The sequence below is a fragment of the Clostridium sp. TJA032 genome, assembly GCF_058310275.1.
The window spans coordinates 1,008,120-1,023,936 of sequence record NZ_JBZEFB010000001.1; the positions used below are offsets into that span (position 1 = coordinate 1,008,120).

The 15,817-nt window shown below is 29.5% G+C and carries 18 protein-coding genes; 1 reads left to right on the forward strand and 17 read right to left on the reverse strand.

Annotated features, from left to right (window positions below):
- Positions 1–6 precede the first annotated feature (6 nt).
- The 9 genes from uppS to AC4FRL_RS04630 form a co-directional block, all read right to left on the reverse strand.
- Entirely contained in the window at positions 7–768 is a 762-nt protein-coding gene (gene uppS / locus AC4FRL_RS04590) for an undecaprenyl pyrophosphate synthase (protein ID WP_491139037.1), read from the reverse strand.
- 64 nt (positions 769–832) lie between these two features.
- On the reverse strand, positions 833–1,390 hold the full coding sequence (gene frr / locus AC4FRL_RS04595) for a ribosome recycling factor (protein WP_491139038.1): 558 nt from the start codon (positions 1,388–1,390) through the stop codon (positions 833–835).
- Between the two features lie 13 nt (positions 1,391–1,403).
- Complete coding sequence (gene pyrH, locus AC4FRL_RS04600; protein WP_491139039.1) at positions 1,404–2,120, reverse strand: UMP kinase; 717 nt, start codon at positions 2,118–2,120, stop codon at positions 1,404–1,406.
- 81 nt (positions 2,121–2,201) lie between these two features.
- Positions 2,202–3,113 carry a translation elongation factor Ts gene (gene tsf, locus AC4FRL_RS04605; protein WP_491139040.1) on the reverse strand — a complete coding sequence of 304 codons (912 nt, stop codon included), beginning with the start codon at positions 3,111–3,113 and terminating at the stop codon, positions 2,202–2,204.
- Positions 3,114–3,195: 82 nt separating this feature from the next.
- Positions 3,196–3,897, reverse strand: coding sequence for a 30S ribosomal protein S2 (gene rpsB, locus AC4FRL_RS04610; RefSeq protein WP_491139041.1), 702 nt, complete (start codon positions 3,895–3,897; stop codon positions 3,196–3,198).
- A gap of 295 nt (positions 3,898–4,192) precedes the next feature.
- Positions 4,193–4,969 (reverse strand): GTP-sensing pleiotropic transcriptional regulator CodY, encoded by a 777-nt coding sequence (gene codY / locus AC4FRL_RS04615; protein WP_491139042.1) that lies wholly within the window; start codon positions 4,967–4,969, stop codon positions 4,193–4,195.
- Positions 4,970–5,108: 139 nt separating this feature from the next.
- A complete protein-coding gene (gene topA / locus AC4FRL_RS04620; protein WP_491139043.1) occupies positions 5,109–7,211 on the reverse strand; it encodes a type I DNA topoisomerase in 2,103 nt (700 codons plus the stop codon).
- A 44-nt stretch (positions 7,212–7,255) separates the two neighbouring features.
- Positions 7,256–8,338, reverse strand: coding sequence for a DNA-processing protein DprA (dprA, locus tag AC4FRL_RS04625; RefSeq protein ID WP_491139044.1), 1,083 nt, complete (start codon positions 8,336–8,338; stop codon positions 7,256–7,258).
- Entirely contained in the window at positions 8,338–9,861 is a 1,524-nt protein-coding gene (locus AC4FRL_RS04630; RefSeq protein WP_491139045.1) for a YifB family Mg chelatase-like AAA ATPase, read from the reverse strand. The genes dprA and AC4FRL_RS04630 overlap by 1 nt, the downstream gene beginning before the upstream one ends.
- A 129-nt stretch (positions 9,862–9,990) precedes the next feature.
- On the opposite strand from AC4FRL_RS04630, the gene AC4FRL_RS04635 reads away from it, so the two are divergent.
- Positions 9,991–10,359, forward strand: coding sequence for a YraN family protein (locus AC4FRL_RS04635; RefSeq protein ID WP_491139046.1), 369 nt, complete (start codon positions 9,991–9,993; stop codon positions 10,357–10,359).
- Here the strand turns inward: AC4FRL_RS04635 and rnhB are convergent, their stop codons facing one another.
- The 8 genes from rnhB to ffh all read right to left on the reverse strand — a co-directional run bounded on the left by rnhB (position 10,360) and on the right by ffh (position 15,806).
- Positions 10,360–11,178 carry a ribonuclease HII gene (gene rnhB, locus AC4FRL_RS04640; protein ID WP_491139047.1) on the reverse strand — a complete coding sequence of 273 codons (819 nt, stop codon included), beginning with the start codon at positions 11,176–11,178 and terminating at the stop codon, positions 10,360–10,362.
- Between the two features lie 15 nt (positions 11,179–11,193).
- The gene (gene ylqF, locus AC4FRL_RS04645) at positions 11,194–12,039 is read right to left on the reverse strand and encodes a ribosome biogenesis GTPase YlqF (RefSeq protein ID WP_491139048.1); all 846 of its coding nucleotides are present in this window, start codon (positions 12,037–12,039) and stop codon (positions 11,194–11,196) included.
- Between the two features lie 137 nt (positions 12,040–12,176).
- Positions 12,177–12,524 (reverse strand): 50S ribosomal protein L19, encoded by a 348-nt coding sequence (gene rplS / locus AC4FRL_RS04650; protein WP_491139049.1) that lies wholly within the window; start codon positions 12,522–12,524, stop codon positions 12,177–12,179.
- Between the two features lie 120 nt (positions 12,525–12,644).
- On the reverse strand, positions 12,645–13,355 hold the full coding sequence (trmD, locus tag AC4FRL_RS04655; RefSeq protein WP_491139050.1) for a tRNA (guanosine(37)-N1)-methyltransferase TrmD: 711 nt from the start codon (positions 13,353–13,355) through the stop codon (positions 12,645–12,647).
- Complete coding sequence (gene rimM / locus AC4FRL_RS04660) at positions 13,345–13,842, reverse strand: ribosome maturation factor RimM (RefSeq protein ID WP_491139051.1); 498 nt, start codon at positions 13,840–13,842, stop codon at positions 13,345–13,347. The genes trmD and rimM overlap by 11 nt, the downstream gene beginning before the upstream one ends.
- 55 nt (positions 13,843–13,897) lie before the next feature.
- The gene (locus AC4FRL_RS04665) at positions 13,898–14,125 is read right to left on the reverse strand and encodes a KH domain-containing protein (RefSeq protein WP_491139052.1); all 228 of its coding nucleotides are present in this window, start codon (positions 14,123–14,125) and stop codon (positions 13,898–13,900) included.
- 43 nt (positions 14,126–14,168) lie between these two features.
- The gene (rpsP, locus tag AC4FRL_RS04670) at positions 14,169–14,414 is read right to left on the reverse strand and encodes a 30S ribosomal protein S16 (RefSeq protein WP_491139053.1); all 246 of its coding nucleotides are present in this window, start codon (positions 14,412–14,414) and stop codon (positions 14,169–14,171) included.
- Between the two features lie 33 nt (positions 14,415–14,447).
- Positions 14,448–15,806: a signal recognition particle protein gene (gene ffh / locus AC4FRL_RS04675; protein WP_491139054.1), complete on the reverse strand. Its 1,359-nt coding sequence runs from the start codon at positions 15,804–15,806 to the stop codon at positions 14,448–14,450.
- Positions 15,807–15,817: the final 11 nt, after the last annotated feature.

Consider the following 15,817-nt stretch of genomic DNA (forward strand, 5'->3'; position numbering starts at 1 on the left):
CTATTTTTATTTAATTCCACCAAATCTTCTATCTCTATTTTGATAATCAAAAATGGCTCTTCTTAAATCTTCACCTTTAAAATCTGGCCAATTTATTGTTGAATACCAAAATTCAGAGTAAGCACATTGCCATAATAAAAAGTTGCTAAGTCTTTGTTCTCCACTTGGTCTTATTATAAGATCTGGATCTGGCATTCCTTTTGTGTATAAATAGTCTTCAAAAGTAGATTCATTAATATCCTCTACCTTTATCTTTCCCATTTTTACATCTTCTACTATATTTTTTACTCCTCTTAATATTTCATCTCTTCCGCCATAATTTAAAGCTAAAGTTAATATTACGCCATCATTATCTTTAGTCTTATCCTTAGCCCATGCAATAGCTTGTCTAGGCTCCTCTGGAAATTTTGAAATATCTCCTATAGTTTGAACTTTTACTTTATTTTTATCAAGTTCATGAATTTCTTCCTTAATAAATTCAATTGCTAATTTCATAAGAGCATTTACTTCTTCTTCTGGTCTTTTCCAATTTTCAGTAGAAAAAGCATATAAAGTTAAGTACTTAACCCCTAATATTTCACACTCTTTTACTATACTCTTTATAGTTTTAACTCCTGCTCTATGACCCATAGTTCTTGGAAGACCTCTTTTTTTTGCCCATCTTCCATTACCATCCATTATTATAGCAATATGTTTTGGCATGTTTTCTTTATCTAAAGTTATTTCTTCTAAAGTTTCATTTGATTTTTTCCCAAAAATCTCTAACATAGAGCTTCCTCCTTATAATTTAATTATAAAATAAAAAACCTGCTAAAGAGCAGGTTTTTTTAAATTAAATTGACATAATCTCTTTTTCTTTAGCTGCAACTATATTATCTATTTCTTTAACAAATTTATCAGTTACTTTTTGGATGTCATCTTCACCCTTTTTCATTTCATCTTCAGTTATAGTTCCTTCTTTTTTGAAATTCTTAACTTTATCATTTGCATCTTTTCTTATAGATCTTATAGCAACTTTAGCTTGCTCTCCAACTTTTTTCACATTCTTAACTAAATTTTTTCTAGTTTCTTCAGTTAATTCTGGAACTAAAAGTCTTATTATAGTACCATCATTGTTTGGATTTATTCCTAAATCTGATTTTAAGATAGCCTTTTCTATTTCCTTAAGCATTGGTTTTTCCCAAGGTGTTATAACTAATAATCTTGGTTCTGGTGATGAAACATTAGCTACTTGATTTAAAGGACACATACTTCCATAATACTCAACTTGAATTCTATCTAACATAGTTGGGTTTGCTCTTCCAGCTTTCATTGTAGCTAATTCTGAATTTAATGAATTTATAGTTTTATTCATTTTTTCTTCTGATTTTTTTATAACGTCCTTAATCATTTAAAACTCCTCCTTATTTTTTGCTACTTACTATTGTTCCTATATTTTCTCCTAAAACAACCTTTTTGATATTCTCAGGATTATCTAAAGCAAATACTAATATAGGGATATCATTGTCCATACAAAGTGATGTTGCTGTTGAATCCATTACTTGTAAACCTTGTTCAAGTACTTCTATATATGATAATTTGTCATATTTTTTAGCATCATCATATTTATGTGGATCTTTATCATAAACTCCATCAACCTTTTTAGCTAATAAAATTACATCAGCTTCTATTTCAGCGGCTCTTAAAGCTGCTGCTGTATCAGTTGAAAAATAAGGGTTTCCTGTTCCTGCTCCAAATATTACTACTCTACCTTTTTCTAGGTGTCTCATAGCTCTTCTTCTTATATAAGGTTCTGCAATTTCTTTCATTTCTATAGCTGTTTGTACTCTAGTGTCTACTCCTAAAGATTCTAAAGAATCTTGAAGTGCTAAAGCATTTATAGAAGTTGCTAACATCCCCATATAGTCAGCAGTTGTTCTATCCATACCTTCTCCACTTCTGCCTCTCCATATGTTTCCGCCACCTACAACAGCTCCTACTTCTATGCCCATATCAACAAGTTCTTTTACTGCTTTTGCTATGTCCATTGCTATATTAAAATCTATCCCAAAACCATTTTCACCTGCTAAAGCTTCACCTGATAACTTAAGCATAACTCTTTTGTATTTACAAGTTCCCATCTTAAACCTCCAAAACGCTGAAATTTTTAATTTTATATCTATATTCTAAAAAAAGAGAACACAATGTGTTCTCTTATGTTATTATTTTCCGCCCATTTTAGCTACTTCTTCAGCGAAGTTTTCTTCTTTCTTTTCGATTCCTTCTCCTCTTTCGAATCTTACGAACTTAGTTATAGTTATTGGAGAACCTACTTCTTTTGATTTTTCTTCTAATAATTTAGCGATTGACTTGTCGCCATCTTTTACCCAAGCTTGATCTAAAAGACAAACTTCTTTACAGTATTTTTTGATTCTTCCCATTACCATCTTATCAACGATGTGCTCTGGTTTTCCTTCGTTAAGAGCTTGAGCTCTGTATATTTCTTTTTCTTTTTCTAAAGATTCTTGATCTACATCAGCTTCTGATAAGAATAGTGGGTTTGCAGCAGCTATTTGCATACAAACATCTTTAGCAACTTCAGCTAATACTGGTGATTGAGCATCACAAGCTAACTCAGCCATAACACCTATTCTTCCGCCACCATGAATGTAGCTTTGAACTATTCCATTTTCTATAGCAAATCTTTCGAATCTTCTAACGCTCATGTTTTCACCGATTTTAGCTATTAACTCAGTTAAAACTTCTTGAACAGTTTTATCTCCGTCTAATTTTTCTGCTAATAATTCTTCTACAGTATTTACATTTGAGTTAGCAACTAATTCTGCTACTCTTCCTGCAAATCCAACAAATTCTTCGTTTAAAGCAACGAAATCAGTTTCACAGTTGATTTCAACTATTGAACCTTTTTTCATATCTTCAGATACGTAAGTTTTAACTATACCTTCAGCGGCTACTCTTCCAGCTTTTTTAGCTGCAGCTGCTAATCCTTTTTCTCTTAAAACTTCAACTGCTTTTTCCATATCTCCATTAGTTTCAGTTAGCGCTTTTTTACAATCCATCATTCCTGCGCCAGTTCTTTCTCTTAACTCTTTAACTGCTTTAGCTGTTATCATTGAAATTCCTCCTGACTATTTAATTAAAAGGTAAACAAAGCATAAGAGAGCTTCATCTACCTTTTCAGTATTTATCTTAATATTACTCTGCTAATTGCTCGCCTTGTCTTCCTTCGATTATAGCGTCTGCCATTTTACCAGCTATTAATTTAACTGCTCTTATAGCATCGTCATTTCCTGGAATTACGTAGTCAACTTCTTCTGGGTCACAGTTAGTATCAACTATAGCTACTACTGGGATTCCTAATATTTTAGCTTCTGCTATTGCATTTTTTTCTTTTCTTGGGTCAACAACGAACATAGCTCCTATGTTTGAAGCATCTAATTCTTTGATTCCGCCTAAGTTTCTTTGTAATTTTTCTCTTTCAAGTTTTAACTTGATTACTTCTTTCTTAGGTAAAACATCAAATGTTCCGTCTTGTTCCATTTCATCTAATTTGTTTAATCTGTTTATTCTTGTCTTTATAGTTGAGAAGTTAGTTAACATTCCTCCTAACCATCTGTGGTTAACGAAGTACATGTTTGATCTTTCTGCTTCTTCTTTAACAGCTTCTTGAGCTTGTTTTTTAGTTCCAACGAATATTACGTCTTTACCAGCTTCTGATACTTCTCTTATAAAGTTATAAGCTTCTTCAGCTTTCTTTACAGTTTTTTGTAAATCGATTATGTATATACCGTTTCTTTCTGTAAAGATGTAAGGAGCCATTTTAGGGTTCCATCTTCTTGTTTGATGTCCGAAATGAACACCAGCTTCTAATAATTGTTTCATTGAAATTACTGACATTATTTTTTCCTCCTAGATTGGTTATTTCCTCCACTATCTTCCTTACTATAAGCACCACTTATATAAGTAGCACCAGCCTATAGATTCGATAATGTGTGTATTTGTTACCTTTGATAGTATAACATAGGGTTTTAAAAGTATCAACAAGATTTTTAAAAGTTTTTTAAAATAATAAATACTACATATTAAAATTCTTGTTATGTAAAAAATTCAAAAAATCTTTTTAAAAATATTATTTCTCTTTTTATATTTTTTATAAAAATAAGAGGGCATAAAATCCCCCTTTAACCTTAAACTATTTTATCTTTTTAAGTTCATCCATTAATTTTTCATTTAAAATTTTTATATGAGTACCTTTCATACCAAGACTTCTAGATTCAATAACTCCTGCACTTTCAAATTTTCTAAGGGCATTTACTATAACTGACCTTGTTATTCCAACTTTATCAGCTATTTTAGAGGCAACTAATAATCCTTCGTCTCCCTTTAACTCACTAAAAATATGTTCAACAGCTTCTAACTCTGAATAAGATAGGGTACCAATAGCTAGCTGAACCACTGCCTTTTTGCGTGCTTCTTCTTCTATTTCTCCCTGTCTAGCTCTTAAAAGCTCCATTCCAACTATTGTAGCACTATATTCTGCTAAAACTAAATCATCATCATTAAATTCTTCCCCAAACCTTGCTAATAATAAAGTACCTAACCTTTCTCCATTACCAATAACGGGAACAATAGTTGATATTTTCTTAGAAATAATACAATCTCCTACTCCCTCAAAAACACAAATCCCCCTATTAGGTATGTTAGCAATTGTATCTTGAATGTTTATTAATTTATTATTGTAGTCTTCTGGGAATTTTCTATCAACAACAACTTTTTCTTTCATTATGTCACACTCAAATTTTTCAAAAAAGGAATATCCTAATATATCACCTTTTCTTCCAACTAAATATACATTACATGACATAACTTCACTTAATAATTGGCATATATCTCCAAAAGCTATAGCTTCAGTACCTGATTTTTGTAAAATCTTATTTAATCTTCTAGTTTTACTAAGTAGTGTCGACATTATATCCTCCTCGCACCATTTTACAAAAGATGTAAATTTCAGAATCTTTGAAATATTCTTATAACAACTTACTATTTAAATATTAACATAGTCAATAATTCATTTCAACTAATAATACTAATGCGAGTTAGGCACTAAATTACTTTTCTTCCTTATTGTCATCATTTACTTTTTCTATTACTTTTTCGTATTTACATTCTTTATTACTACATTGTAAATACTCTCCCTTACTTTTTGAATATCTTTTTACCATATAAGAACCACACTCTGGGCACTTTTCATTTGTTGGTTCATACCAACTTACAAAATTACATTCAGGATAATTACTACATCCATAGAATCTATTTCCCTTTTTGCTTCTCTTAACTAAAACCTTTCCTCCACACAAAGGACAGTTTGCATCAACTTCTTCAACTATAGGTTTTGTATTTTGACATTCAGGATAGCCAGGACATGCTAAAAAGTCTCCAAATCTTCCATGCTTAATAACCATAAGTCTTCCACACTTATCACAAGGCACATCACTTACCTTATCTTCTATAATAACTTTAGATATTTCCTTCTCAGCTTTTTCTATATCCTCTTTTAAAGGAGTAAAAAATTCATCTACTATATGAGTCCAACTTTCATTTCCAGCTTCTACATTATCAAGCTTAACTTCCATTTCTGCTGTAAAATCAGTATCTACTATTTGCTTAAAATAATTTGAAAGTATATCATTTACTATAAAACCCAATTCTGTAGGTATTAATATTTTCTTTTCTCTTTCTACATATTTTCTGCTAATTAAAGTAGATATTGTTGGAACGTAAGTACTAGGTCTTCCTATCCCCTTTTCTTCTAAAAGCTTAACAAAAGCAGCTTCTGAATATCTTGCAGGTGGTTGAGTAAAATGTTGTTTTCCTTCAATAGATTCTTCCTTTAAAACTTCATTTTCTTCTAATTCAGGTAAAAGAACTGATTCTTCCTCTTCTCCTGAAACATATTCATAAACTTTCATAAACCCATCAAAATTTATTGTGGAACCACTAGCTCTTAAAATATATTCACCATTTTTTATTTCTAAGCTATTTGTATTTAAAATACAAGTTGCCATTTGACTTGCTATAAATCTTTTCCATATTAAAGCATATAATTTATATTGTTCATTGCTTAAATTTGCTTTAGCAATTTCTGGTGTTATTTCAACATATGTAGGTCTTATGGCTTCATGAGCATCTTGTATATTTTTCTTTCCCTTATATACTCTAGGCTCTGTAGGAATGTATTCTTTTCCATATGTTTCTTCTATAAAATTTAAAGCCTTATCTTGAGCTTCCTTTGATATTCTAACAGAGTCAGTTCTCATATAAGTTATCAAACCTACAGTTCCAAACTTTTTAACTTCAACTCCTTCATAAAGTTGCTGAGCTACTGACATTGTTTTCTTAGTCATAAAGTTAAGCTTTTTACTAGCCTCTTGTTGAAGAGTACTTGTTGTAAAAGGAGCTAAAGGATTTTTATTTTTAGTTCCTTTTTTTATTTTGTTTACTACATATTCATTTTCTTTAAGCTCAGTAATTATTTCATCTGCTTCTTCTTTATTTTTTATTTCTATCTTCTTTTTATTTTTTGTTGTTAATTTAACAGGAAAAGTTTTTCTGCCCTTTTTAAGTTTTACATCAACAGTCCAATATTCCTCTGGATTAAATTTTTTAATTTCTTCTTCTCTATCACATATAAGTTTTAATGCCGCTGATTGAACCCTTCCAGCACTCAATCCCCATTTAACATTTCTCCATAAAAGTGGACTTATTTCATATCCAACTAATCTATCTAATACTCTCCTAGCTTGTTGAGCGTCTACTAAATTAGAATTTATTTTTCTTGGATGTTTTATAGAGTTTTTAACTGCATCCTTTGTTATTTCATTAAATTCTATTCTACAATTTTCGTTTTCATCTATCTTAAGCACGTTAGCTAAGTGCCAAGATATTGCTTCCCCTTCTCTATCAGGGTCAGTTGCAAGATATATCTTATCACTTTTTTTAGCTAACTTTCTAAGTTTATTTAAAAGTTCTCCTTTTCCTCGTATAGTTATATACTTAGGCTTATATTCATTTTCTATATCAACGCCTAATTGGCTTTTTGGCAAATCTCTTACATGTCCCATTGAAGCTTCAACTACATAATTTTTACCTAAGTATTTTTCTATAGTCTTAGCTTTAGCTGGTGACTCAACAATTACTAATTTTTGACCCATCGTAAACCCCGAATTAAATTCAGAGTGTTCACCCCCTCAAACTATCATATTATTTTTGTATAATAATCTCCTGGTATAACTTCTATTTTATTTTCAAATTGCAATTCACATAATAACTCATATATAATAGATGTGTCAATATTTGTTACTCTTATAATATCATCTATATGTAGAATATTATTCTCTAATATGTTTAAAAGCAAATTATTAATCTCTGAAATTTCCTCTTTTTTGCCAGTTTTATTACAATTTCCTTCTTTTTTTATTTTAAAAGGTATGGAATTTAAAAATTCATTTACACTACTAAAAATATAAGCCCCTTCTTTTATAAGATTATTACAACCTTTACTTAAAGAAGAAAATATATCTCCTGGTACTGCATATACATCTTTACCTTGATTTATAGCATAATTTGCAGTTATTAAAGACCCACTTTTCTCCCCAGCTTGAACTACTATAGTAGCTTCTGACAAACCACTTATTATTCTATTTCTCCTAGGAAAATTATATTTAAGAGGTTTTGTATCAGGAAAAAATTCGCTAAGTATACATCCATTTTTAATTATTTTTTTATACAATTCTCTATTATAAACAGGATAATCTATATTTATACCACACCCAAAAACTGCAATGTTATATATACCCTCTTCAACACATTTTTTATGAACTTCAGTATCTACTCCAAAGGCTCCTCCACTTATTATTCTAATATTAGCTTTTCCTAATTCTTTAGCTATATAGGACGCACACCTTTTTCCATATAAATCACATTTTCTTGAACCTACAATTGATATACTATAATCTTCAACCTTTTCTAAATCACCTTTATAAAATAAAATATAAGGTGGTTCGTCTATATTTTTAAGCCTACTTGGATAATTATCATCTAAATATGTTACTACTTTATATTCTTTTTTATTTATATCACTAATTATTCTATGATTCAAATCTATATTAAGGTCATTTTTAAATTTACTAGCACATTTAATCCCTGTTTTCTCTATATCTTTTCTATGTATGTATATATTTTCCTCATTTCCTAATTGATTTAAAAGTTCTATCTTTATATTATTTGAAATAGCTAAACTTCCAAACCATAATTTATAACTTAAATCAACTTCCTTCATTATATTATATCTCCCTCTAAATTCTTTCTATAATTAATAGCTTCATATATATTTTTTCTTTCAATGTTTTCCTTTCCTTCTAAATCTGCTATGGTTCTAGATAGTTTTATAATTCTATCTAAAACTCTACTACTTAAGCAAAATTTTGCATACACTTTACTTAAAACCTCATCACATTCACTATTTATCTTAATTAAATTTTGAATATGCGAGTGCTTCATTTGAGAATTATAATTTATATCTAAATCTCTAAATCTAAATTTTTGTCTTTCTCTAGCCTCTTTAATTTTTGCTCTTAATAGGTCTAAATTTTCTTTTTTATTTTTTAAGCTTAACTCATTATAAGAGGCGTATCTTAAAGAAGTAAATATATCTATTCTATCCATCATAGCTTTAGATAATCTGTTTCTATATCTAATTTTTTCATATTCACTACATGTACAAACTCTTTCTTCATATCCACTTAAATAATTACCACAAGGACAAGGATTAAAAGCTCCTATTAACATAACTTCTGAAGGATAAGTTACGCTTCCTAAATTTCTAGATAAAGTTATTTCTCCATTTTCTATAGGCTCCCTTAAGGATTCTAAAATCCCTTTTTCAAATTCTAAAAGTTCATCTAAAAATAAAATTCCATTATGAGCTAAAGTTATCTCTCCTACTTTTAAATCTCTTCCTCCTCCTAATAAAGACACCTTTGTTGTAGTATGATGTGGACTTCTAAAAGGTCTCTCAATTCCTTTCTTAAATTCATTTAACTTTCCTGAAACACTATAGATTCTTATTGTTTCTAAAATTTCTTGTCTACTTAACTCTGGCATTAAGGATTTAATTCCTTTAGCTAACATAGTTTTCCCAGAACCTGGTGGTCCTTGCAATATAATATTATGATTTCCAGAAGCGGCAATTATCATAGCCCTTTTTGCACTTTCTTGCCCACATATCTCGTTAAAAGAATTATCTTCTCTAACTTTATATAAATTATCTTTTCTTTTATAAGGTTTTAAATCCTTATAAGACAAAAATCCAACAACTTCTTTTAAGGTATTAAAACCATATAAATTTACCTCTTCTAAAAAAGAACATTCTTCTAAGTTTTCCTTTGGAATTATAAAATTATAAATTCCTTTTTCTTCTGCTGATATTACAGAACATAAAGCTCCCTTAACTCCTCTTATATGCCCATCTAAAGATAATTCACCTAAGCATATAGTTTTATCTAAGTCCTCTCCCTTTATCTGCCCACTTTCAATTAAAATACCTAAAGCTATTGCTAAATCAAAATAAGTTCCACTTTTTCTTATATTTCCTGGTGCTAAATTTATAGTTATTCTTCCTAAAGGAAATTCATATCCACTATTTAAAATGGCTGCTCTTACTCTTTCTTTAGCTTCCTTAAGAGAGGTATCTGCTAATCCAACTAAAGTAAAACTTGGTAACCCTTTGCTTATATCTACTTCTATATTAACCACTATTCCCTCAATACCTAATAAAGCTGAACTTTTTAAAGTTACAGACATATTAAAATCACCAACCTTTTAAGATATACTTAAAAATCATACTAACCATAAAAAAATTTTTTAATCATTAAAATTTTAAAAGGTTTAAATTTTTTATTCCTTGTTAAAAATTAAAAAGAGGTGATTAAAATGAAAAAATATAATAAAGAAATAGGATATTATGGGGAAAGCTTAAGTATAAATTTTTTAGAAAAAGAAGGGTATAGGATTTTAAATAAAAATTTCACTTGTCCCTTTGGAGAAGTTGATATTATAGCTATAAAAGATGATATAATATCTTTTGTAGAAGTAAAAAGCAGGTTTTCAAAAACCTTTGGGAAAGCAAAGGAATCTGTAACCTGCCTTAAACAAACTAAAATAATAAAAGTTGCAAAATATTATTTGCAAAGAAAAAATTTATACAATTATTATGTTAGATTTGATGTTATTGAAGTTTATTTAAATTATAAAAATTCTAATTACGAAATAAATTTTTTAAAAGATGCCTTTAGGCCTTAATTATAAAATATTCTTTAAAAAACTCATTCTATGAATTTCTGTAGGACCAAATTCTTTTAAAGCTTCAACATGAGCTTTAGTTCCATACCCTACATTCTTTTTAAAATCATATTCTTTATAAATATCATCATATTTTTTCATAATATTATCTCTATAAACTTTTGCAATAATTGAAGCACAAGCTATGGAAGCACTTTTTGTATCTCCTTTTATAACATGTTTATTTTCCCCATTAAAGTTTTTTATTAAATACCCATCAGAGAGAACTAAATCAGGCTTTATTTTAAGCCCTTCACAAGCTTTTATAAAAACTTCATTATTACAATAGGCTATGCCTTTTTCATCTATTTCCTTATTATCACAAACTGAAATAGAATAACTTAAGGCTTTCTCTTTTATAATTTCATTTAATTCTCCTCTTTTTTCTTCTGATAATTTTTTTGAATCATTTATATAAAGAATTAAATCATCTAAATCACTAGAATTTAATATAACTGCTGCTGAAACTATAGGCCCAGCTAAAGGACCTCTCCCCACTTCATCAACACCAGCAATGTATTTATATTCTCCAAAACTCTTATCAAAAAGATACATATTTTTAACTCTTTCTTCTTCTTTAATAAGATTATTTACTTGTTTTTCTAATTTATTTCCTAAAGATATAACATTTTTTCTTTTATCAGATTTTAATAAAGAAGAAAGTTCAATTATTTGTTCTTTATTTTCTTTGTTTATGTCTATCTTTTTAACTAATTCATTTATAATTTTAAAAGAATATGTATTTAGATTTTCTCTTATATCTTTTATTAAATTATCCATAATAAACCCTACTTCCTATTCTGGTTTTTCTAAAGATATTTTTCCTATTTTTCCGCCTCTAAACTCATCTAAAATTATTCCTGCAATTCTGTTATAATCTATTTGATTACCAGCCATTATAGCTCCTCTTTTTCTAGCTATAGCATCTAAATTATCTAAAGGATTCTCTTTAATTTCTGTAAGCTTGTATCTTGTCATTAATTCCTCTTTATTTGTTTCTTGAAGTCTTTCAACTAATTTAAGAGCTAGTTCTTCAGTATCCATTATTTCGTCTTTTATAGCACCTGTAAAAGCTAAATTTAGCCCAACAGTTTCATCCTCGAATTTAGGCCATAATACTCCTGGAGTATCCATAAGTTCTATACCTAACTTAGTTTTTATCCATTGTTTATTTTTAGTAACTCCTGGTCTATCTCCAGTTTTAGCTATATTATTTTTAGCCATTTTATTTATAAAGGTTGACTTACCTACATTAGGTATTCCAACAACCATAGCTCTAGTAGTTATTTTAGCTAATCCCTTAGCTTTTAACCTATCATGCTTTTCTTTTAAAAGTTTTAAAAGTGCAGGCTTAATAGCATTTAGTCCCTCTCCTTTTAAAGCGTTTACTTCTAAAACAATTGTTTCATCATTAGTTAAACTATCTTTCCATGCTTTTGTTATTTTAGGGTCAGTTAAATCACTTTTATTTAAAAGTATTACTCTAGGCTTACCTGCACATAGAGTATCTATATCTGGATTTTTAGAAGATCTAGGTATTCTAGCATCTCTAATCTCTATAACTGCATCTACAAGCTTTAAATTATTTTGTATTTCTCTCTTTGTTTTGACCATATGGCCAGGAAACCAGTTTATTGCCATAATAAATCATCCTTCCTGCTTTTATTATTATTTAATATATTATATAAACAAACTTCTAGTTGTTCTAAACAAAAATTTAATATTTTTATAAAACAAAAAATGGGACTATTCACTAGTCCCAGTTTATGTTTAAAAAATTATCTAGTTAACTCTTTAACTTTAGCAGCTTTACCTACTCTATCTCTTAAGTAGAATAATTTAGCTCTTCTTACTTTACCTCTTCTTACAACATCAATCTTATCGATGATTGGAGCATTTATTGGGAAAGTTCTTTCAACACCTACACCGTAAGCAACTCTTCTTACTGTGAAAGTTTCTCTTAATCCACCGTTTTGCTTTTTGATAACAGTTCCTTCGAATACTTGTATTCTTTCTCTGTTACCTTCTTTAATTTTAACGTGAACCTTTATAGTATCACCTATGTTGAATTGAGTTAAATCTTCTCTGATTTGTTCTTTTTCGATTGCTCTTATGATTTCGTTCATTGTGCATTCCTCCTTGATATTCTATAAAATTTTGACGTTCTTAACACACTCTGTGACAGAGGACCGCCGGTACTAGCACGAAGTTTATTCTACCACACTTGTATTTTTTAATCAACATATTTATTTTGATTTTAACAATTTTATATCTTCTTTTGAAAGTTTAATTTTTTCAAACATATCAGGTCTTCTCTCTTTTGTAATAAGAAGCGCTTCTTTTCTTCTCCATTTTCTTATATTTTCATGATGACCTGATATAAGTACTTCCGGCACTTTTTCTCCTTCAAAATCAAAAGGCCTTGTGTATTGTGGATATTCTAAAGTCCCATCATAGTAACTTTCATCTTGAAAACTTTCTTCACTTCCTAAAACTCCTGGAACTAATCTAGCTATACTGTCAATAACAGGAATACAAGCCATTTCTCCTCCTGTTAAAACAAAATCTCCAAGAGAAATTTCTAAATCAAAATATTTATAAACCCTTTGGTCTATTCCTTCATAATGGCCACATACAAAGATAAGTTCCTCTTCTTTAGAAAGCTCCTTTGCCATCTCTTGATTAAAAGTTTTTCCTCTAGGTCCTAAAAATATAACCTTACCCTTATTCTTTTCTTTAATAGCCTTTATAGAATCTATAACAGGCTGTGGAGTCATAACCATTCCTGCTCCACCACCATAAGGATAGTCATCTACTTTTTTATGTTTATTTAAAGTATAATCTCTTATATTTGAAGTTTCTATATGTAAAAGACCATTTTCTCTAGCCTTTCCAATTATGCTATGATTAAATATATCAAACATTTCTGGAAATAAAGTAAGAATATTAATCTTCATATTGCCACTCCCTAGAAGGTCTTATAGTTATTAATTTTTCATCCATATTAATATCTAAAACTATATCTTTAAGTACTGGAACTAAAACTTCTTTTTTCCCTTGAACCCAATATACATCATTGCTTGGTGTTTGTATTACATCTTTTATTCTTCCATACTCAAAACCTTCTGTATCTATAACAGTGCATCCAATTAAATCTACAATAAAATATTCATCTTCTTCAAGGTCTATAGCATCTTCACGCTCTATTTCTAAATAAGTTCTTTTTAACTTTTCAGCTTCCTCTATTGAGTTTATTCCTTCTAGTTTAAGTATAACCTTGTCTTTAAAGTATTTTACGCCCTCTACTTTAACTTTTTTACCCTTTAAGATAACGTATTCTAAGTAATCAAATCTTCTCATATCTTCAGTTAAAGGCATAACTTTCATTTCACCCTTTAACCCATGAGTATTTATTATTTGGCCAACTACTAATAAATCTTCCATTATTACACCCCTTTTCTGTATATAAAATAAGAGTTAGGTATTCCCCTAACTCTTTTTAGATGATTTCTACTACAACTTTTTTATTTTCTTTAATTGCAGCAGCTTTCACCACTGTTCTTATAGCTTTAGCAATTCTACCTTGCTTTCCAATAACTTTTCCCATATCTTCAGGTGATACCTTTAGTTCTAATATGATTGATTCCTCTCCTAATACTTCATTTACATGAACTTCATTAGGCTTATCTACTAGTGACTTAGCAATTATTTCAACTAATTCCTTCATATTATTCCTACTTAAAAATAAGTAGATTCACCCCCTAGGAAAATTATTTTATACCAGCTTGGTTGAATAATTTTTTAACTATATCAGTTGGTTGTGCACCATTACCTAACCACTTAGCAGCCTTTTCAGCATCTATTTTAACTTCAGCTTCTGGCTTAGCAACTGGGTTGTAGTATCCTATTTCTTCGATGAATCTTCCATCTCTTGGACTTCTTGAATCAGCAACAACTACTCTGTAGAAAGGAGCTTTGTGAGCACCCATTCTTCTTAATCTTATTTTAACTGCCATTACATTTTCACCTCCTTCAAAAGTGTGTTCAATTTATTTCATAAAAGGAAGTTTACTTAAAAATCCCTTTTTACTAGCATTTTTTTGAAATGACTTCATTTGTTTCATTTGTTTTTTCATCATTTCATAACCTTTTAAAACTTTATTTACTTCTTGTACTGTTGTACCAGAACCTTTAGCTATTCTTCTTTTTCTTGAACCATTTCCTATTACTAAAGAAGGTTGTTTTCTTTCCTTAGCTGTCATAGATTGAATGATTGCCCTAACTGTAGCCATTTGCTTTTCTCCTTGAGAAAAATCAATACCTTCTAGTTCTTTAGTATTAACACCTGGAATCATTTCTATTAATTTATTTATAGGTCCAAGCTTCTTCATCTGATCCATAGCTGACAAGTAATCATCAAAGTTAAATTCTTGATTTAACATTTTTTCACTTAACTTACTTGCTTCATCTTGGTCAATAGCTTGTTGAGCTTTTTCTATTAAAGAAAGTACATCTCCCATACCTAAAATTCTTGAAGCCATTCTATCTGGATGGAATACTTCAATATCACTCATCTTTTCACCAACACCAACAAACTTAATTGGCTTTCCAGTAATGTCTCTTATTGAAAGAGCTGCACCACCTCTTGTATCACCATCTAATTTTGTTAGTATTATTCCTGAAAGGTCTAGAGAGTTATTAAAAGTTTCAGCTACATTAACAGCATCTTGTCCTGTCATAGCATCTACAACTAATAATATTTCACTAGGTTTTGAAACTTCTTTAACATCCTTTAACTCTTGCATTAACTCTTCATCTATATGAAGTCTACCAGCAGTATCTATTATAACAACGTTATTTCCATTGTCTTTTGCATGTTCTATTGCAGCTTTAGCAATGTCTACAGCTTTAACTTTATCTCCCATTGAGAATACTGGTATATCTATTTGTTTTCCTACAACTTGTAATTGCTTAATAGCTGCAGGTCTATATATATCACAAGCCACAAGTAATGGCTTTTTGTTTTTCTTTCTTAAATGTAGTGCAAGTTTTCCTGCCATAGTTGTTTTACCTGCACCTTGAAGACCTACTAACATAAATACCGTTGGGCCATTGTCTGAATATTTTAATTTACTTTCAGTTTCTCCCATAAGAGTTGTTAGTTCTTCATTTACTATTTTAATAACCTGTTGACCTGGAGTTAAACTGTTTAAAACCTCCTCACCAACACATTTATCTTTAACACTTGATATAAACTTTTTAACCACCTTGAAGTTAACATCTGCCTCTAAAAGAGCAAGCTTTACTTCTCTCATGGCTTCTTTTATATCTTTTTCTGTTAGCTTACCTTTACCCTTTAATTTTTTAAGCGTGTCTTGTAACTTAGACGCTAATCCATCAAAAGCCATGCTTAACCCTC